The organism is Luteibacter sp. dw_328 (assembly GCF_018449605.1).
Lineage (GTDB): Bacteria > Pseudomonadota > Gammaproteobacteria > Xanthomonadales > Rhodanobacteraceae > Luteibacter.
In genome coordinates this window covers 559,756-578,758 of sequence record NZ_JAAVUW010000001.1, presented here as the reverse complement: position 1 = coordinate 578,758, position 19,003 = coordinate 559,756, and the positions used below count along the sequence as shown (strand labels likewise).

The window sequence follows — 19,003 nt, the reverse complement described above, 5'->3', positions numbered from 1 at the left end:
TGGCCCAGTGCTCATCTTTGCGGGGCAATCACTGAGCGGGCACCGGAATGATGGCCGAGATCCGCCAACCCTCCGGCGGCTCCGCACGAGCGAGGACAGCGCCCATGGCGTCGATATCGTGAGCATTCTCCGCAGCCGCCTGGCGAAGAAACAGGGAGCGAATTTCGGCGATATCAGACTCAGTGATCATGGTTTCTCCGGGCAAAACTATAGGAAAAGCCTATGGAGAGGATAACGTATCGATCTTGGACGCTGGAACAACCCGGCCTCATCCTGCCGGGACTTAAACGACGACAGGATCTTCCCTTGTCTACCAATGCAGACTTCGAACTCTACGCGTTCTGGCGCACGGCGGCGACGCATCGGGTGCGAATTGCGCTGAACATGAAAGGATTGGTCGCGCACGAGCGATTCGTCGATCTGGACAAAGGCGAGCAGAGGTCGCCCGCGTACCTTGCCATCAGCACGGCGGGCGTGATTCCGGCATTGGTTGAAAACGGTTACCCACCGTTGACACAGTCGATGGCGATCCTGGAGTTCCTGGAGGAAAAGGTTCCCAACCCGCCTCTGCTGCCCTCCGATTTGCATGGACGAGCGCGGGTCCGTTCCATCTGCGCTTTGTTGGTGACGGATACCAATCCCCTGCTGCCGCCGCGCGTCAAAAAGTACCTTGCGTCGCAGGGCGGGTTTGACGAGGCTGCATGGGACGCATGGCAGGTGCATTGGCTGACGTCCAGCCTGGAAAGTCTGGAGCGGCACCTGGTCACCGATCCGCAAACGGGGCAGTTCTGTCACGGCGATACTCCGACCATGGCGGATATCTGTCTCGTCAGCATCGTGTTCCGTGCCCAGGCTCTGCAGATCGATCTCAACCGCACGCCGACCTTACGCAACATCGTCGCGAACTGCGCGGCGCTCGATGCATTCGCTCGCGCGCATCCCTTTCTCCAGGAAGGCGCACCCTCCCCCAAGGACTAGCGCCCCGTTCAACGATATGGGTAGGATGAACCACGACGTTCGAAGAACGAAACCGAAGACGCTTCAGGGAGTTCGCGTTGATGACCAGTCTCATGAGCACGGTTCGCGTGGTTTCGCTCGCTCTATGCTGCGTCGCCGCAGGCACGGTTTCGGCACAACCAGACAACGACACGATAAGCGACGCGGCAAGAGTCGAGCTTCGCAAGGCTGTTTCGGGCTGTGCCCAAGGCCTCGAGCGATTCCTCCCTGGCGACTATTACTTCTGCGCCGCCGCGCGCGACATGGGCCAGGGCCACGACTCGCTCAGCCGTGCGCGTCTGCATGACGCCGCTGACTGGGCGAGCAAGCCAGCGCAGTACGTTTTGGGCCTGATGTATTACCACGGTGATGTCGCGTCGATGAATCGTCCCTTGGGCATCGCCTGGCTGGCACTTGCCGCGGAACGTCATGATCGTCAATTCGAATCCGCCTTCGCCGAGGCCTATGCGAGCGCCTCCCCGGACGAACGCACCCAGGCCAACAACTACTGGGTGGCGATGCGCGAGGAGTACAGCGACCGTGTCGCCGGTCGTCGGGCAAAGCGGCGTTTCCAGTCCGAAATGAACAGCGTCACCGCGATGGCGGCGAACGGCGGCTCAGTCGAGATCACTGGCATGGGTCCGGTGGAGCAGTTCGCTTTCCTGCGGACGATGAACGACAAGGGGGACGAGTTCTTCCGCGGTCTGGACGGCACGGTGACCGTGGGTGAGGGACAAATGTCGTTGGTGCCGATAGGCAAGCTTACGGATTAGTGCTTAAGAAAGTCGGTCGCATAGTGCATCACGGTCGGCCATGTTCCCGCACATACACATCGATCCCCCGACCATGCCCCGCTCCGGCGAGCCGCCGCACGAGCGTCTTGCCGCTGCGTTGCCGCTCGCCGGCACGCCAGGACAGGCATACGTCGAGCGGCGCGGGATTACGCTCGCCATCGCAGATGCCGCCGGGATGCGTTTCGACCCCGATTGGAATGGTCGGCCGGCCGTCCTGATCGGCATGTACGAGCGTGAGGCACGGCTGACCTCGTTGCATGGCCGCTATCTCGAAACCCGGCGTGGGCAGGACAAGATGTTCACTATCGGCCCCGGTGGCGGTGTCGCCGCCTCGGGCGCAGGCTGGCGCTGCGAGCCAATGATTCTCGTGGAGGGCATTTTCGATGTCTTGTCGCTGGCGGTATGCGGCTGGGACAGCGTCGCCACGGTCGGACGTTGGGCGCCGTGGCTCCCAGAGGCCTGCTCGGGGCGCAGCGTGTGGTTGGCTTTCGACGCCAATGCGCCCGGCGAACGAGAGGTGGCGCACTACATCCAGCACTTGCCGCGCTCGACGACGCACCGACTGTTGCCGCCAGCTCATTGCAAGGATTGGAACACGGCGCTCATCAAGCGCGGTCCGGCTGCCCTCACCCGCTGGCTCCGTGAAAGCCTCCAGGCCCGTGCTACAACTAGCCGATGAGCGATTCCTCCCGTCCCGAAATCTACGTAAGTACCGACGTCGAAGTCGACGGCCCGATTCCCGGCCCGCATTCAATGCTCAGCTTCGCGTCGGCCGCCTATACCGCTGACAAGACGCTCCTGGGTACGTTTACGGCAAACCTCGAATGCCTACCCGACGCGAAGGGCCACCCCGACACGCTGGCATGGTGGGACAACCACCCCGAAGCCTGGCAGGCGACGCGTCATGAACCTCGCTCCCCCCAGGCAGCCATGACGGAATACGCCGAATGGCTGGAGGCGCTGCCAGGATCGCCCGTGTTCGTCGGCTACCCGGCGGCGTTCGATTTCATGTTCGTGTATTGGTACCTGATCCGCTTTGCCGGGCGCAGCCCTTTCAGCTTTTCCGCACTCGACATCAAGACCATGGCCATGGTGCTGCTACGCAAGGACTATCGGCGAAGCACGAAGAACGCCATGCCCCGGCGCTGGTTTGACGACCTGCCACACAACCACGTGGCGGTCGACGACGCACTCGAACAGGGAGCACTGTTCTGCAACATGCTTAGCGAGATACGAAGACGCTGACATGAAACTCCGGCGGTGAGCCCACGGATCCGCTGCTGCCGGCGCTTCGCGCGGCACGGACCCGCGTCAAGCTGAGGGGGCGCTCCGCGCCCCTCAGTCCTTGAATATCGCCGGCGTCCCCACCCAGATCATACGTACTACGGACTTCCCCGCATTGCGCATGCTGTACGGGTGCCGCTGGTCGAAGTGCGCGCTGTCGCCGGCGTTCAGGACGAACTTCTTCCGACCAACCGTCATTTCGAGTGCGCCGCTCAGGATGTACCAGAAGCCCTCCCCTTCCCGATGGATCGTGGGCGCTACCAGGCCGGGCGGTACGGTCAGCCGGAGCGCTTCCATCTTGCGCTCGGCATGCCGGCCACTCAGGCGCTCGTAGACCACCGGCGATTCCAGGTCGATCCGGTCGTGCTCGTTGGCCCGGCAGACGATCTGCCCCGGCGTGGGAACGGCGACGAAGTAGTCGACGTCGACCTGCAGCGCCTGGGCGATGGCCTCCAGGGACAGCAGCGACGGGTGCGCAAGGTTCCTCTCGACCTGCGAGAGGAACGGTATGGAGAGGCCCGAACTATTGGCGAGGCCTTGCAGGGTGAGCCCCAGGCCGCGTCGTCGGTCACGAATCGCGGAGCCGATGCTGAGCCCCGCTGCTTTATCCGGCGTCGCCTGTGCGGCCGCCATCGTTACGAGCTGTGGTCGCTGCTGATAAGCCATCGCGTGCCGACCTTGTGGAACAGCAGCGTCGTGATTCCCGACACCTCGGCGCCGGCGTCCGGCTTGAGGTGGTAGCGACCGACCACGAAGGCGTACTGGGAACCAAGCGGCTTGACGTCGATCAACTCCAGGGTGAGCTTGCCGAAGCTGGCGCCGGGCTTCTGGAAGCGCGAGGCATACATCGCTTCGATCGCATCGTAGCCCACGATGGTGCCGCTCGAGCTCACGTAGCGGGTGCCCGGGGCTCGCTCGTAGCATTCCATGAAGGTCTTCAGGTCACCGGCCGACCACGCCGCGGCGCTGGCGTCGAGCGCCTGCTTGATAGCTTGGGAGGGCGGCACGGCGGGCGCTTCAGCCGACACGGCGGCAGTTGTCGCCACTGCGCTCAGCGCGCAGAACAGAACGGACATCGTTTTCATGGCACCCCTGGAGCATCGGATAAGTAGCTCTTCCGCCGGTGGCGACCAGCAAAGCGGACGGCATCGGTCGGGACCCTTTTAGGCGGCTAATTGCGATTGCAACCTGATCGTAACGTAAAAGCTTGACGCCATCAAAACTTTTTGATCTGATCGGAATCAAGGACGATGCACCGCAGCAATCGCGGTTCAGACGGCTAGACATCCGGTGCCAGGGTAACCAGGGCGCAGCCGGTCAGGGACCTCCGGCATCAACCGAGCAAGGGCCGTCGCCCATGGGTCCGTCCATGGCTTCGACGTCCAGGGGCAAAGCACACGAACTCAAGAACACGCTCTCATTGAAGAGCGTGCGGGAAAGGTATGCACGTTTATTTCGGGGGAGTTCCATGAACCAAGATCTCAAGCGCACACTTCTCTACACGGCTTTGTTGTCCGTCGCCCTGGCCTCAGGCGCTGCCAGCGCGCAGGACGCGACCACCTCCACGACCGCCGCCGACAAGAAAAAAGCCCAGGCATCCGACACGCCGCAGACCCTCGAAGGCATCACGGTCACTGCCGCCAAACGCGAGCAGGATATCCAGAAGGTGCCGATCAGCATGACTGCCCTGACCGGCGAGCAGCTCGAGCGCCAGGGCGTGACCAGCCTCGTCGACCTGGCGCGCATCGCGCCGTCGCTGACCGTCGCTTCGTCCGGCCCTGGCGAGAACAACCTGATCATTCGTGGCATCTCGTCCAGCGCCGGCTCCGCCGCCACCGTCGGCTATTACCTCGACGACGTGCCTATCGCGGCATCGAGCAATGCCGCCCTGCTGTCGACGCGAGGCGTCATCGACCCTTCAATCTTCGACATCGACCGCGTCGAAGTGCTGCGCGGACCCCAGGGTACGATCTACGGATCCAGCTCCATGGGCGGTACGGTCAAGTACGTGACCGTCCAGCCGGACCTGGACTCCGTCGAGGCGCGCATCAAGACCGATGTCTCGGGCACCCACAACGGCGGTCCGAACGCTAACGTCAACGGCGTGCTGAACGTTCCCCTGATCAAGGACAAGGTCGCGCTGCGTGTGTCCGCGTACTACCGCGACGACGACGGCTATATCGATCGCTACCCGATCTCGCCGACCAATTACCTCGAGGCGGATCCGGACGGCAAGAAGAAGGACAACGTCAACACATACAAGACCTACGGCACGCGCGTCGCGATGCTGATCAAGCCGGACGACACGCTTTCCATCACGCCCAGCTTCATCTACCAGTATTCCAAGCTGGGATCGCCGTTTACCTACGACAAGATCCCCGCGACGCTTAACGACCCGTATCAGGTGCGCGACGTCAACGAAGCCAACGTGCAGAAGTCGACGATATCCAACATCGCCATCCACAAGCAGTTCGACGCGTTCGAGTTGATGTCGTCATCGTCGTATTTCACGCGCGATGTCAATATTCGCGACGACAGCTCAAAGGTCATCAATTACTTCTTTGGCTTGCCGAGTGTCTACCCGACCACGATGTACGGCAGCTATAAGAACAAGGAATTCACCGAAGAAGTGCGGGCGACCAGCAAGTTCGACGGTCCCGTGCAGGCCATCCTCGGCGCGTTCTATCATGACGTCCGCGCCCCGCTCGTCTCGTCGATCCCTTATCCCGACGGATTCAACCAGACGTTCAACACGCCCTTCCCGGCGTACTCGACGATCTACGCCGGTGCGCGCAATGCCACGCTCCACGAATACGCCGTGTTCGGCGAGTTGTCCTGGAACATCACCGATAAACTGAAAGCCAGCGCGGGCATCCGTGCATTCGAGGTCAAGCAGGGCTTCTCGCAGACCGGCGACGGCCTGCTCAACGGTGGCCCCAGTGCCGTGCAGAGCAGCTCGAAGGACTACGGCAGTACACCGAAGTTCACGCTGCAGTATCAGATCAGTCCCGAAAACATGGTCTATGCCACGGCCTCCCAGGGCTATCGGCCGGGTGGTCCAAACAACCCCGCGCCCGCGGCCCTGTGCGGCACGGAAGTGGCCGGCCTGGGTCTCAGCCAGTCGCAGTTGAACAAGTACAACCCGGATACGCTGTGGAACTATGAGCTGGGCTTCAAGAGCGCCTGGCTGGAGCATCGGTTGCTCGTCGACGCGTCGGTCTACCACATCGACTGGAACCACGTTCAGCAGCAGATCGTGCTCGGCTGCGGCTACAACATCACCGCCAACTTCGGTAAGGCCGTCAGCCAGGGCGCGGAACTGGAGATGAAGTTCCTGCCGATCAACGCGGTGACATTGAGCGCCGGCTTCAGCTACAACGACGCACACCTTAAGAACGATGTGCCCGGTACGGATGCGAAAGACGGCGACCGCCTGGTGAACGTGCCACGTTTCAGCGGCTCGCTCGCGGCGGAGTACCGCCATCGTGTCAACGTGCAGTACGACGGTTTCATGCGCGCCGACCTCAGTTACGTCGGGAATTCGAACTTCCTGTACGACAGGGACAGCCCGTTCTATCGCCGGGGTGGTTTCGCCACCACCAACATCCGCATGGGCGTGGAAGGTCGTAACGGCTTCGATATCTCGCTGTACGCCACCAACCTGTTCGACAAGCATGGCGAGACCGACCTGCCGGTCGCCATCTCGGCCGATTTGCCGACGACCCGTCGCGTCGCCCTCAACCAGCCGCGTACGATCGGCGTCACCTTGCAGTACCAGTACTGAAGTCTTCTACAATCGAAGGGGCCATTTTGGAGGAATGACCCATGTTTTCCGGTTTGAGTGCATTTCCACTGACTCCCTTGAACGAGGCGGGCATCGACGAGGCCACATTCGTCCGACTGATTGAGCGGCTCGCCGGCGCGGGGGTCGATTCCATCGGAGCCTTGGGTTCGACGGGTAGCTATGCCTATCTCACGCGACAGGAGCGCCTGCGTGTTGCGCAGCTTGCCGTGCAGCACGCGGGCGAGATTCCTGTGATGGTCGGCATAGGCGCCCTACGTACGCGCGATGTCCTGGAACTGGCACAGGATGCGCAGAAAGTCGGTGTGCGCGGCGTACTGCTGGCCCCTATGTCCTATCAGACGCTCACGGAAGATGAGGTCTTCGGGCTTTTTGAAGCCGTGACCAGCTCGCTGTCCGTGCCGTTATGCGTGTACGACAACCCGACTACGACGCACTTCGAATTCACTGATGAATTGCATGGTCGAATCGCGCAGCTTCCGAACGTTGCGTCGATCAAGATTCCGGGCGTACCGGCCGATCCCGCCGCGGCTCGCTCGCGCGTTGAGCGGTTGCGCGCTTTGATTCCCGCGCACGTAACGATCGGCGTCAGCGGCGATGCCTTCGCCGCCACCGGCCTGAACGCGGGATGCGAAGCCTGGTATTCGGTGATTGGTGGCCTTTTCCCGCAGCTCGCCCTGGCGATCACGCGGGCCGCCCAAGCGGGGAACGCGCAGGAGGCTGAGCGGCTGTCCGAACGGCTCGCGCCTCTGTGGAAGCTGTTCCTTCAATACGGTGGCCTACGCGTCGTCGCTAAGGCCGCTGAACTTCGCGGACTGGCCGCCAGCTGTCTGCCCTTGCCGGTCAAGCCGCTGCAACCGCACGCGACGCAGCGCCTGGGCGTCATTCTCGACGAACTCGAGCTGGCCTAACCTTCGCTATGGGATGACGATGTCATGTCGGATTCGTATACGCACCGCCTGGCCGTCGCCACTTCCGTGGCCGAGCCCGGCATCCACCCCGACGATAAAAACCTCGTCGCGTCGCTGAGAGGCTTCGGCGTCGAGGTGACTGCTTGTATCTGGAATGACCCTGCCGTGGATTGGGCGACCTTCGACGCCGTGCTGATCCGTTCGATCTGGGACTACTTCAAGCATTACGCCCGCTTTAAACAATGGCTTGGCCAGCTACCCGTGCCAACGATCAACAACAAGGAGCTGCTGCTCTGGAATAGCGACAAGCGTTACCTTATCGAGTTGGCGACACACGGCGTTCCGATCATTCCCACGCAGATCGTGCCGGCATCGCAGTTGCCCGATACCCTGGCAGCCATGCCTTCTCGTGAGGTGGTGATCAAGCCGACGATAAGTGGTACGGCATGGCACACGGTGCGCGGCGTGGCCGGCGACACTGTGTTCGGTCAAGTCGTTGCGAAACTCCCGCCCGAGTTCGACTATTTGGTGCAGCCCTACGTGCCCGAAGTTGCCAGCGACGGAGAATGGTCGTTGCTATTCTTCGACGGGGAATACAGTCACGCAGTCATCAAGCGGCCCAAGGCCGGCGACTATCGTGTGCAGAGCGATTTCGGCGGCGTCGCCCAGGCGTCCGAACCCGGTGACGACCTGATTGCCAGTGCTAGCCGTGTCCTCGAGGCTGCGGCGGCGATTGGTCACGCCGACGTAGCCTATGCGCGCATAGACGGGGTTATCTCTCAGGGCCAATTCTTGCTGATGGAACTGGAAATGATTGAGCCCTTCCTGCATCTCGGACATCAGGTTGAAGCCTCGGAACGCTTTGCTGCCAATCTGGTTAGGCGATTGGCAGCTTCGACGGACTAAGGCGCCCTGCTCTTCCGCGCGACTTACCAGTCAGTCGGCCGATAATCCTTGAGGAACTGTCCCCACACGTGCTCACCAGAGTTGATGCCACTGATGATCGGATCGACGATGCGCGCCGCGCCGTCAACGATGTCCAGCGGCGGGTGAAAGCGCTCTTCCAGCACCTTCTTCGCAGCCAGATCGGCCGGATCCTCGTCGGTCACCCAGCCGGTGTCGACGCTGTTCATGTGGATGCCGTCGTTGTAGTAGTCGGTGGCCGAGGTGCGCGTCATCATGTTGAGCGCGGCCTTCGCCATGTTGGTATGGGGATGGCGCGTGGTCTTGAAGTTGCGGTAGAACTGACCTTCCATCGCCGACACATTGACGATGTGCTTGTCGCGATCGGACGTGCGCAGCATCAGCGGCTTCAGTCGCGCGTTGATGATGAACGGCGCAATGGCATTGACCAGCTGCACTTCCAGCAATTCCACCGACGACACTTCGGCCATCAGTAACCGCCACGAATTGCGTTCGCGCAGATCGATCTGCTGAAGGTCCTGATCGAGTCGGCCCTCGGGGAACAGATGGCTCTGCGCCAGGAGCTCTTCGGGAAGCAGCGGCATCTGGGACAGTTCGGCGGCACGGGTCAGGCCAGGCAGATTCGCCGAAGCACCCGAATCGGGAAGGATGTTCGAGCCGCGCAGACCCTCGTAGTGACCGACCAGCTTGCGCACGTGTTCGGGCATGTCGTGCAGTGCAGCCGTCTCGCCATCCATCATGTGCGCGTAGAAGTCCGGCGGGCGACGCACGGTCTGGCAGGCGTTATTGATGATGAAGTCCAGCCGCGGCCGCGTGGCGACCAGCTCCTGGCAGAACGCTTCCACGCTGGGCGTGTGGCGAAGATCCAGCCCATAGACCTGCAGGCGATGGCCCCACTCGCCGAAGTCCGGTTCCTCGGCATAGCGTGCCGCCGAGTCGCGCGGGAAGCGTGTGGTGACGATCAGTTCCGCACCGGCGCGCAGTAGCTTCAGGCCAGCCTGATAACCGATCTTTACGCGACCACCGGTCAGCAACGCGACGCGACCGCGCAGATCGACCAGCTCGGTGCGCTTGGCGTAGTTGAACGCGGCACAGTCGGGGCACAGCTGGTCGTAGAAGAAATGGATCGCCGAGTATTTCTTCTTGCACACATAACAATGCTTGGGTTCGACCGACTCGCGCGGTTGCGCGGCATCTGCATCGGGCGCGATGTCGTTGGCTTCGAAACCCTCCGGAGCGAACACATTCGGCGTGGTGAATACCGGCTTGCGACGCAGTACGCGGATGCCGGTCTGGTTGAGCACGGTGTCCTCGGCCTGGATCTTCGACGCATGACGCGCCTTCTGCGCAGCCTTCAGCCGGATCCGACGCTCGCCCGGGTCGGGGTGATAGACCTGCGCCACCGCCTGATACAGGCGCTGGCGGTCCTCCGCCGGGAGGTCGTCCAGCAAGAGCCGATCGGCCGCAACCGATTCAAGGAGCTGCGCTGCGGCGCGCAGGCGCTCCAGCAGCGCGGTATCGGCGTCGGCAGCCGGTGGCGTAATAGTGGTCAAGTGCATGATCCGTAACGAGTAAAGCGGCACGGCGGCATATCCAGGAAGAGGATATCGCAGGTGGCGCACCGCGTATTTTGCCTGTAATGGCGCTGTTACGGGAAATGTCGCCGTGAAGACCCTCCCAGCGCGGGCCGGTGAACCGATATCCGGGATGCTGCCTCACTGAAGAAATCAGCGGCTCGTCATGCGCTGACGGCACTCAGAAGTCGCGACATGGAGGACTGCCATTGCTGGGAACCCTCGGCACCCTCCCCGTCCTGCCATAGTTCAAGAAGCTCGGAATCCTTTGCGAGGATCCGTGCAATGACGCGCCGGGCCTTTTCAAGCAGCGCGTCAGTCGGCTTTTGATGGATGGTCTTAACCCAAGTGTCCACCTTCTCAGTGTAAGCATCCGATTGCGTGCCGCGTCCGAGGAGCTTTGCCAGAACCTCGATCGCACCCACTGCTTCTTCGGCCGTCGGGGCTTCAAGGTACCCGGACTCCTGCTCAAGGACATTGTCGAGGGCTGCCTCGATGTAAGACAGATCTTGTGCGTCCTCGAGATCGTAGGCCCAGTCATTGGCCGTGTCGTTTCCAAAAGGTTCGTGTGACCATGCGCCCATTTCGCGTTCCTCTAAGCCCTGGTATTTCGAATTGCTTCGATGGGGGATGTACGTGATGCCCGCAACGCTGGCACGAGTACGGCTGCTTGACCGAGAAGCACAATCAGAACCACGCCTTCCACGAAATACTTCAACGGAAGGCTACTCATCTCGAAATGGCTGATCATCCATACGTTGAGTGAGACAGCGAGCACCGCACCCAGGGAAATACCACCCAACGCAATCAGCAGATTTTCGGTGAGGAAGTAGCTGAGGATGTCACGCTGGGTGGCACCCAGTGCCCGGCGCATACCGATTTGCTGATGTCGCTGAGAGACCCAAAAGCTAGTCAGCCCTACGATACCGGCAGCAGTAATGACCAGCAACAGGGCGCAGATCGCCGTCATCAGCGTGGCCATCCCGCGATCCACTTTATAGGCCTCCTCACGAACCTGGTCGAAAGTGCGAATCCCTTCGTTGGGCGGGAAGACGCGCATGAGGTCGAGCTTGACCAGGGCGGCAGGGGCTTCGTTGGTGATCGCCAGGAGTTGTCCTAGCTTGCTTCGGATCAGGTAGTTGCCGCTACTGCTTGAAAGCAGCGCAGGAACCAGGACGGCATATTCGGCGAAGCTGGCGGTGGGAGACGGCGCCTGCAGCCGCTCGACGACGCCGATCACCGTACTGGGCGACGGCATGCTGTTACCGATATAGATTTGCTTGCCAAGGGCCGAGCCATCGGGATACACCTTGTCCGCCAGGGCTTTGGTGATGATGACCGCGGCAGGCGGAGTGACCTTGGATGGATCGAAGAAACCTATTTCGTCCGCTCGAAAGTTTCTTCCCGCGACAAGACGGGCGCCCATCGTGGCAAGCGCATGGTCATCGGTGAAATATTCCGCAGCCAGTGCGATTCGCGCTTTCACACCCGGATCGGTACGTATGCCTTCTGTCGAACTATGGCCCGACAACGGATAGGATCCGGTCTGGGTTGCGTCTTCGACGCCTGGCAGCAGGCGTAGTGCTTGCAGATCTGCCTTGGTAAGCGACGGAATGGCGTTAGCGTCCACTCCAGCCCAACGGTATTGAATCGCCAGCATATTGCTTTCAACCATGCCGGTTGGCTTGGACATACGATCGATACGCTGCTCAACGATATAAAACGCGTTGCAAATGACTGCGAAGGTCAGAGCAATCTGTAGCACGATCAGCGTAGTTCCCGCTTTGTGTCGCTTAAGCGCGCTGAGGATCGGTCGAATCTGTACACTGATCATGAATTCCGTTACCAGGTGGGCTTTACTGAAGCTGCGCGCCAGGCAGGATAGATTGCCGCCAGAACGGTCGCGGATACGGCAACGCAGAAGGTCAGTGCAACCAGCGATGCATTGAGCGTGGCCAGTCGGGCAATGGACGGCTCGAACACCAGGCCCACCCCGAACATGCCGGCACCTGTCAGCAACAGTCCAAGCATCCCTCCGGCCAGACCGACGGTACCTGCTTCGATCAGGAACTGCTCGTGAATCGCCTTGCGAGGTGCGCCAAGCGCCCGGCGAACCGCGATTTCCGGTGCGCGTCGCATGAACTTGGCCAGTAAGAGGCCCACCGTGTTAACCAGGCATATGAGCAGAAATCCCGCGGAAATCAAAAGAGAAATCCTCGACTCCGCAGGCACTACATGCTTGTAGTCGAGCCATTGCATCACATTGCGAAGACGGGTGTTCGGCGCCCAGTGGAAGCGCCCCGCTCGCTTTTGCTCCGCCGCGTAGCCATCGAGATAGTCGCGATACTCCGTCATGCTCTTCTTGTCGGGCAATTCGGCCCAATACCAGATCCATGTGCAATCAGATCCAAGCCACGCGTCCCATCCGCTATCGGAGCTTGTCTTACACAGGTTGGCGCCCGCGGTGGGAATCCGGGAATCGATGGCACGAGTAAAGGGAACGAATACCTGAGCCGACTCACCAAACGCACCGAGCATTTTTACATCGTAGAAGAGCGGCTGTGGATTCCAGTTATCCCTCACCCCGACGATTCGATAGCTTTGGTGATTCAGCACGATGTCTTGCCCCACACTATTCACGCCATCGAATAATTTGTCATTGAGAGACCGGCTTATTACCGCTACGGCAGCGTGTGCCTGGTCGTCTGCTGAAGACCAACCGCTCCCGAAAAGGAAAGATATCTGGAACATGGGAAACGTATCGGCATATGTTGCGTAGGTACTCACCTGAAGAGGCAACCGCGACTTATGGGTCGGCATGATCGAAACGTCGATGGGATAAAGCGCGGTCTGGAATCTGGCTCGATGATCCCGAATCAATGCCATGGCATCGGTGTAAGTCATCATGTCCGGTGGTTCGCCATCGTCTTCCGCGCTCGCGGATTCTCCCCAGCTATCGATCTGCGGGATAAACAACTGCGATGACTTGTCCGGAATAGGATCCTTCGAGGTGGCAAGAAATACCGCATAGGTCGTCATGGACGACGCGACGCCAATTCCGATCGTTATCACCATCAGCACGGTAAGCAATGGGTTTCGGCGAAGGCTCCGAAGCCCTAGTTTGAAATGGTAGACAAGCATGAAAGCCCCGTGGTGACGATCGGAGGCAACAAGCAAGAACCACACCAACTCCCGCTCGCGCCGATCTACACGGCCCATCATGTGTCCGCGGACATGGCACGGCGGACACTCGGACATATAACTGCCAGGGTCGACCGTCTAGTGATGTGGCAGAAGACCAGCCAGCCGGGCCACAAAGTTCTCCTTGATATCCGTCTGCGCGCGAATCACCCCCATCAGCAAGCGGATCTCGTGGGGATGAGCCAGCACGGCATGGATCTCCTTCGTCATCTTCGGCAGCGATTCGGGCGAGGCACTGCTCAGGGCGAGCGCCGCCTTACCGAAGGCAGTCGCGGTCAACTCAAGCTTCGCTAGCCCGTTGGCGACCTGGAACTGAAAGGCGCTCTGCACACCGGGATTGAAGATCAGTGTTTCGTAGACGGGGAAGTGCCCGTTCTCCACGGCTTCGGATAGTGAATAATTGCCCGTGCTCAAGGTGAATGGCATGGCGCGCTTCTGCAGCGCAGCCATCACGGGCGCGGGTACGCCATCGGCGATCACAGCGATGCATTTGGCTCCAGGGCCTCGCACCATCTCGGCGTTCTGTTTAAGGCCGGCGGAGTCGCCCTTGCTGCGCACGTAGAGCGTATCGGCTCCTGAAATAGGCTTGCGATCGGCGTGGCGCAGTTCGCCGTAGATGCCCACGACAATGGCTGGCTTGCCTCGCTCCCCGGCGATCGCGCTGACGGCGGTGACCCAGCCGGCAACGGCGGCGCGTTGGTTGGCATAACCTAGATAAACCTCGGCATCGGCGTATCGGGTGAGCAGTCCGAGCAACTGCTCAGTGGCGACACTGTCCTTTGCATGCGAGGCAAGCACCTTGTCCAGCGGCTGCGCCACGCGCGTATCGCCAGCATTGTAGAAGGCGCCCATCTCACCGTGTCCCATGCCCATGAAGCCATGACGGGGATTATCGGCATGATGGACGACGTTGCTGCTGCTGTCGCTCTGCATGGCCTGGCCACCGCGATATGCCAGCGTGCCGTACTCATAGAGCCGCAGGTTATGGATCCCGGCCTTGTCGGCGACAAAACCACCCATGGCATCGAACTCGGTGGAGACCGTCGAAGGATCGATGCCCGAATTCACAGGCGGCAGTACGGGATCGGACAACGGGCCTTCGATGATGAAATCGCCGGCCGTGGCGTCGTCGCGCATCTTCTCCGGCGTGATGAATGGGGTCGTGCTGAACGAGGTGCCGCCGCTGTGCATCTCTTTCGCCGGCTTGACGCCGACCGCCCGCAATCCCAGGCGGTTGAGCATACTGACTGCACGCACCACGAAGGCCGTGTCGCCCTGCCCCATCGCGCTCTTGCCCATCACGTAGTACACCGCGCGGGGATGGTGGAGAAGCAGGGCCAGGTTGTGCTGGTACTGGTTAAGGCCGTCCAGTCGCACGTTCAGAGTCTGTGCGCTTTCCATCGCGCGGGACCTGACGCTTTCGGGCATATAGGGCGACGACCGCGAAGGCGGTCGATCACCGCCGCGCGCCTGTGCTGCACGATCCTTGGCAGCCTGGCGCTTGGCGACGTTCATCATGCCTTCCAACTGCCCGACCTGCTCCTCCAGGTTCGCAATGCTGCCTTCTTCCTGCACCTCGCCGCTTTCGTAGATCGCGTGGTAGATCTCTTCAGCCTGGGCGAAGAGAGCAAAGAATTCGCGCGGCAGCCGCGGGGGAATCGACGAGCTATGGCTGAGCACGTCGTCGAAGTGTTCGAGCGCCGCATCGATGGGGTCGAGCTTGGCCCATTCCTGGTCCTTCACCGCCCGCACGCGCTGAATGACCACGCCTTCGGGAACTGACGCGCGTGGGCGCGCCGCCCTTGCGTAATGCAGTTCCCCCATGCCAACCATGCCGTGCAGTCGCGCATCCGCGCGCGGCGGCACAGGCGGACGGACGGCGCCGGAGGAAACGCGCGTACGCGGCGGTGCGTTGGTAGGCGCTTCATTCACGGGAAGTGATCGTCAAACAGCTGCTCTCGCGCCTGCAGGAAGGAATCTTGCGCGTCAGCGTTTCTGATCGAAGCCGACGATGGCGTGTCGACCAGTTGATTGAAGGTGGGGTTGACCACGTTCTCTCCTTTGCTTGCCAATGATTTCTTGCTCGCCTTCGTCAACGATTTCCAGCCATAGGTGGCATAGGGATCGAGGTTGAGCAGCTTGTTGAGGCGGTGCTTGGCGCGAATCAGGTCGGTGCTATTGCCCGTGATCTGTCCCTTGAGGCGCTTGTAGATCCTCCTATAGGTGGCCAGGTAACGTGTGATGCGCGGCGACAGCTGCGTGTTGTAGCCGCTGGGCGGGGCTTCGTCGTCGATCAGTTCGTCCACGTGCCTGGGCCTGAGCACCTGGTCGTCGAAGATGGACTGGATATCGCCGAGCGTTCCGGCGCTTTGCAGTGCCTGCAGGGTCAGGCGGTGTGCCACGACGTGCGGGCCTTGAAGGGCGCGGGTGAGCCTGTTGTGCGGCTTGGTGTGGGTATGGGTGTACAGCGTAGGTACGCGGAAGTGGCGCCTCTTCGTGACGCCCTGGTTCCTCAGCGCCTTGTCGTGGACGGTAGCCGCCGCCTTGGTGGTAAAGGTCGTGTACGGGTCGTAGTCGGAATACCAGCGGCCGGCCTTCTGCTTCTTCACCGTCAGCTGTGCGACGGCGGGGCCCGACCGGGATGGCGTGGGCTGCGAGGTACCCGCGTCGGCGCGTCTCATCTGCATGGCCTGCGAGCCCATCCGGTCCGCCTCGCGCTCGAGCGAAGCGTCGTCGTTTACGCCGACCCCTTCCACGCGGGTGTTGGCGCGGACCCTGCCCTGCACCTGCTGCACCACATGCCACGCCTCGTGCGGAAGGTGCTGTTCCTGGCCGCGAGCGAGATGGATGTCACTGCCCTGCGCATAGGCCAGCGCATTGAGCCGGGCCGGCAGCGGTGAACCGTAGTGCACGCGCACGCCACCCATGTCCAGGCCAGAGAGCGATTCGATGCCGGTGCGTAGTCCGGATGGCAACGCGTGCCCGCCGGCGCGTGCATAGTGCATGCCGGTATCAGGTGCCGCTATGGCAGGCGAGACTTTGCGCTGCGCCGGCGCGGCCTCGGCAAGACGTCGCCGTGCATGGGAACGCATCGGATCGTATGACTGGATCATGTTACCGCCAGCCGGGGCCTATCGGGGAACATACGCGTCATAGTGGCCAGCCGTCTGTCGGAGCACCACGAGATGCCCACCGGCGTTCCCGCCACGGGCGGAGATGGTCGAGGCGTTACCCAGTTGCACGACCACCAGATCGATCGGGGTGGCGTAGATGCGTTCTATCTCGGCGACGATGCGGATCGCGAGGGGGCTGCCGACATCGAACCAGCCTTCGGTGATGCCGACCTGTTGAGCGACATAGTTGACCATGGGCGCGACCTCGTCCTCGCTTTGCCCGGTCAGGCCCATAAGTGTCGAGTAGATAAGGCAGAGTGCACCCCTGCCCGTGTTGACGTGCGGGCGCAACCCGTGCCGGGCCAGCATCTCCGCCTCCTCGACGCGTCCTATCGGCTGCGGGAGGACGTCACGGGGATTATGGGCGATGACCTGGTGGGCTAAGACGCCGACATTGCCGGTACCGCCGCCAGTCCCAACCTGGGGCGCCAGATTGAACGGTTGAGCCCAGGCCGCGTCAAGGCTGGTCAGATAGGCACGTAGCAATTCTTGAGCGACGCGATGGCCGCTTGCTGGCGGCTGTGGAAGCGGCAGCGGCACCAGCACTGGCACCGGAGCGGTGAGGCCGAGCCCCGGACGCAAGCCCGGACTCGAGCCCAAACCCGGACTGAGACTACCGGTGGCTTTCTTGGGCGCACCGCCGGCCAGGAAGTACTTGAGATCCGCCTCGCCGGGGTAGGCCTTCAGTTCTTTCAGTATCTCGACCAGTTTGTTGTAACTTTCCAGGCCGCCGGTAATGTCCGGCAGAATGGGCGCGATTTCCCAACCTGCATCCTGCAGACTGGCCAGCACTTCCCTGAGATTGCCGAAGTCACCTTTGTTTTCGCGGTCGTACTTGTAGATGGTGGGGAACCGTACGACGAAGCGCGCGCGGCCGGCGTACTTCTTCTTGATCTCTCGCCAGGTGAGCTTGTCGCCCAAGGCGACACCCAGCTGTTCCCAGAATTCGATCAGGGCCAGCGAAAGCGCCAGACCGCAGCCACGGCACGATGAGCGGTTCAGCACGAACGTCAGCAGGATCGCATTGCTGCGTTCCTCCACCTTGGGCACGTCGGTGGACGATGTGGATGCCTTGATCTCCTTGACAACGCGCGCCTTCATCGCGTCCCAGGCTTCGGATCTCAGCAACGATTGCTCGGCATGGGTATCGGTATCGGCAATAGAGAAGCCCGCGCGTCGTGTGGTCACCAGTCGCTTGACAGCGGCAGAACCCAGCTCGTCATTCTGGCTGCGGCGCTTGAGCGTCTCGATGCTGCTATTGAATGTGCCTCTTCCACCTTGCCTTAAGTGACTTCCGAACAACACCCGCTCCTGTTTGGCCCGCAGGTTGCCCGAACCGTTTTTGAGTTTGACCGCTAGCCTGCGTTTGCTTTTGCGTGTGGCCTTGGTGTTGGGCATCCCATTGATGGATGAAGGGACCAGCGACCGATCGTGGAAGGCCAGCATGTTGGTGTTTCTTGGATTGATGACACCCTTGACCCGCTTGGCGTCCGAATGGTCTACCGCCTGCTGGTACAGGCTGGGCTGTGTCTTGTAGAGCGCTTCGATATCGAGATCGTTGTCTGACAACTCGGATTCATCACCGCTGAACTCGTTTTCCTGGACCGAGCTTTCTTCGGGCCTGGCCCGTTTCCTGGACGGGGCTTCGGGCTTTTTCTCGCTCCCGTAGAACTTTTTGTGGATCGGGCCGCCTTCTGCAAACTGTGCCTGACCGCAAAGCTCGTGATATATCGGCATCAACGTGCGATTTCGGCTGAACCTCAGCTTCGCCACGAACTCGGAAATCCGTTTCTGGTCGCGAACGGATACTTCGCCTGATTTGGCAATCACCTTCCGCAGGAACTTAATGATGAGCTCCAGCGTCAGGACCCGGGGAAGCTCGGCTTCCCGCTGGATGCAGCTCGCCATGCCTGCTGTAGCTACCGTTGTACGCGTGCCCCGCCCGGCCGGTGTATGCAGTGCACGTGCTCCCATGACGTCGGCTTCGCTTTCAAGTGACGTGTCGTCATTGATATGCGTGCCTTTCAGTTGCAGCGTGGCCCTGACGCGCCCCTGGGTTTGCTGCACCACATGCCAGGTTTCATGCGGAAGGTGCTTTTCCTGCCCCGGTGCGAGATGGATCTCGTTGCCCTGGGTATAGGCGTGGGCTTGCAACCTGGCCGGCTGCGGCGAGTTGTAGTGCACCCGGACCGCATCGAGATTGATACCAGAGAGCGCCTCCACGCCTGACTTCAGGCGGTCCGGCAGTCCGGTGCGGTTGGCGGCAGGAAGCGCCGGTCCACGCTGCGCGTAGTGAAGGTCGCCCATCGGGGCGAGCGCAGATGCCGCCCGCTGCATGGGCGGG

17 protein-coding genes are annotated in these 19,003 nt (G+C 61.4%); 7 read left to right on the top strand and 10 right to left on the bottom strand.

The window, feature by feature from the left end:
* Positions 1 to 28: 28 nt before the first annotated feature.
* Positions 29 to 190, bottom strand: coding sequence for a hypothetical protein (locus HB634_RS02695; protein WP_157503869.1), 162 nt, complete (start codon positions 188 to 190; stop codon positions 29 to 31).
* Positions 191 to 306: 116 nt separating this feature from the next.
* Between HB634_RS02695 and maiA the strand changes: the two genes are divergently transcribed.
* The 4 genes from maiA (at position 307) to HB634_RS02675 (ending at position 3,035) form a co-directional block, all read left to right on the top strand.
* On the top strand, positions 307 to 978 hold the full coding sequence (gene maiA / locus HB634_RS02690) for a maleylacetoacetate isomerase (RefSeq protein WP_213947423.1): 672 nt from the start codon (positions 307 to 309) through the stop codon (positions 976 to 978).
* An 80-nt stretch (positions 979 to 1,058) separates the two neighbouring features.
* Positions 1,059 to 1,769 carry an SEL1-like repeat protein gene (locus HB634_RS02685; protein ID WP_213947422.1) on the top strand — a complete coding sequence of 237 codons (711 nt, stop codon included), beginning with the start codon at positions 1,059 to 1,061 and terminating at the stop codon, positions 1,767 to 1,769.
* Between the two features lie 73 nt (positions 1,770 to 1,842).
* Positions 1,843 to 2,469, top strand: a complete 627-nt coding sequence (locus tag HB634_RS02680; protein ID WP_213947421.1) for a toprim domain-containing protein — start codon at positions 1,843 to 1,845, stop codon at positions 2,467 to 2,469.
* Positions 2,466 to 3,035 (top strand): hypothetical protein, encoded by a 570-nt coding sequence (locus HB634_RS02675; protein WP_213947420.1) that lies wholly within the window; start codon positions 2,466 to 2,468, stop codon positions 3,033 to 3,035. The genes HB634_RS02680 and HB634_RS02675 overlap by 4 nt, the downstream gene beginning before the upstream one ends.
* 93 nt (positions 3,036 to 3,128) lie before the next feature.
* Here HB634_RS02675 and HB634_RS02670 read toward each other — a convergent pair whose 3' ends face one another.
* Entirely contained in the window at positions 3,129 to 3,740 is a 612-nt protein-coding gene (locus HB634_RS02670) for a cupin domain-containing protein (RefSeq protein ID WP_213947419.1), read from the bottom strand.
* Positions 3,710 to 4,159, bottom strand: a complete 450-nt coding sequence (locus tag HB634_RS02665; protein ID WP_213947418.1) for a nuclear transport factor 2 family protein — start codon at positions 4,157 to 4,159, stop codon at positions 3,710 to 3,712. Before HB634_RS02665 ends, HB634_RS02670 begins: the two co-directional genes overlap by 31 nt.
* A 383-nt stretch (positions 4,160 to 4,542) precedes the next feature.
* On the opposite strand from HB634_RS02665, the gene HB634_RS02660 reads away from it, so the two are divergent.
* Genes HB634_RS02660 through HB634_RS02650 form a run of 3 tightly spaced genes read left to right on the top strand, consistent with a single transcriptional unit; the run spans position 4,543 to position 8,693 of the window.
* Positions 4,543 to 6,858, top strand: a complete 2,316-nt coding sequence (locus tag HB634_RS02660; protein WP_213947417.1) for a TonB-dependent receptor — start codon at positions 4,543 to 4,545, stop codon at positions 6,856 to 6,858.
* Between the two features lie 41 nt (positions 6,859 to 6,899).
* Complete coding sequence (locus tag HB634_RS02655) at positions 6,900 to 7,787, top strand: dihydrodipicolinate synthase family protein (protein ID WP_213947416.1); 888 nt, start codon at positions 6,900 to 6,902, stop codon at positions 7,785 to 7,787.
* A 24-nt stretch (positions 7,788 to 7,811) separates the two neighbouring features.
* On the top strand, positions 7,812 to 8,693 hold the full coding sequence (locus HB634_RS02650; RefSeq protein WP_213947415.1) for a hypothetical protein: 882 nt from the start codon (positions 7,812 to 7,814) through the stop codon (positions 8,691 to 8,693).
* A 23-nt stretch (positions 8,694 to 8,716) separates the two neighbouring features.
* Here the strand turns inward: HB634_RS02650 and HB634_RS02645 are convergent, their stop codons facing one another.
* The 7 genes from HB634_RS02645 to HB634_RS02615 all read right to left on the bottom strand — a co-directional run bounded on the left by HB634_RS02645 (position 8,717) and on the right by HB634_RS02615 (position 18,996).
* A complete protein-coding gene (locus HB634_RS02645) occupies positions 8,717 to 10,270 on the bottom strand; it encodes an SDR family oxidoreductase (protein ID WP_213947414.1) in 1,554 nt (517 codons plus the stop codon).
* A gap of 179 nt (positions 10,271 to 10,449) precedes the next feature.
* Entirely contained in the window at positions 10,450 to 10,869 is a 420-nt protein-coding gene (locus HB634_RS02640) for a DUF4259 domain-containing protein (protein ID WP_213947413.1), read from the bottom strand.
* Between the two features lie 11 nt (positions 10,870 to 10,880).
* The gene (locus HB634_RS02635) at positions 10,881 to 12,119 is read right to left on the bottom strand and encodes an FtsX-like permease family protein (RefSeq protein WP_213947412.1); all 1,239 of its coding nucleotides are present in this window, start codon (positions 12,117 to 12,119) and stop codon (positions 10,881 to 10,883) included.
* 8 nt (positions 12,120 to 12,127) lie between these two features.
* Positions 12,128 to 13,426: an ABC transporter permease gene (locus HB634_RS02630; RefSeq protein WP_213947731.1), complete on the bottom strand. Its 1,299-nt coding sequence runs from the start codon at positions 13,424 to 13,426 to the stop codon at positions 12,128 to 12,130.
* A gap of 138 nt (positions 13,427 to 13,564) precedes the next feature.
* Entirely contained in the window at positions 13,565 to 15,418 is a 1,854-nt protein-coding gene (locus HB634_RS02625) for a hypothetical protein (protein WP_213947411.1), read from the bottom strand.
* The gene (locus HB634_RS02620; RefSeq protein ID WP_213947410.1) at positions 15,415 to 16,599 is read right to left on the bottom strand and encodes a DUF4157 domain-containing protein; all 1,185 of its coding nucleotides are present in this window, start codon (positions 16,597 to 16,599) and stop codon (positions 15,415 to 15,417) included. Before HB634_RS02620 ends, HB634_RS02625 begins: the two co-directional genes overlap by 4 nt.
* An 18-nt stretch (positions 16,600 to 16,617) precedes the next feature.
* Entirely contained in the window at positions 16,618 to 18,996 is a 2,379-nt protein-coding gene (locus tag HB634_RS02615) for a DUF4157 domain-containing protein (RefSeq protein ID WP_213947409.1), read from the bottom strand.
* Positions 18,997 to 19,003: the final 7 nt, after the last annotated feature.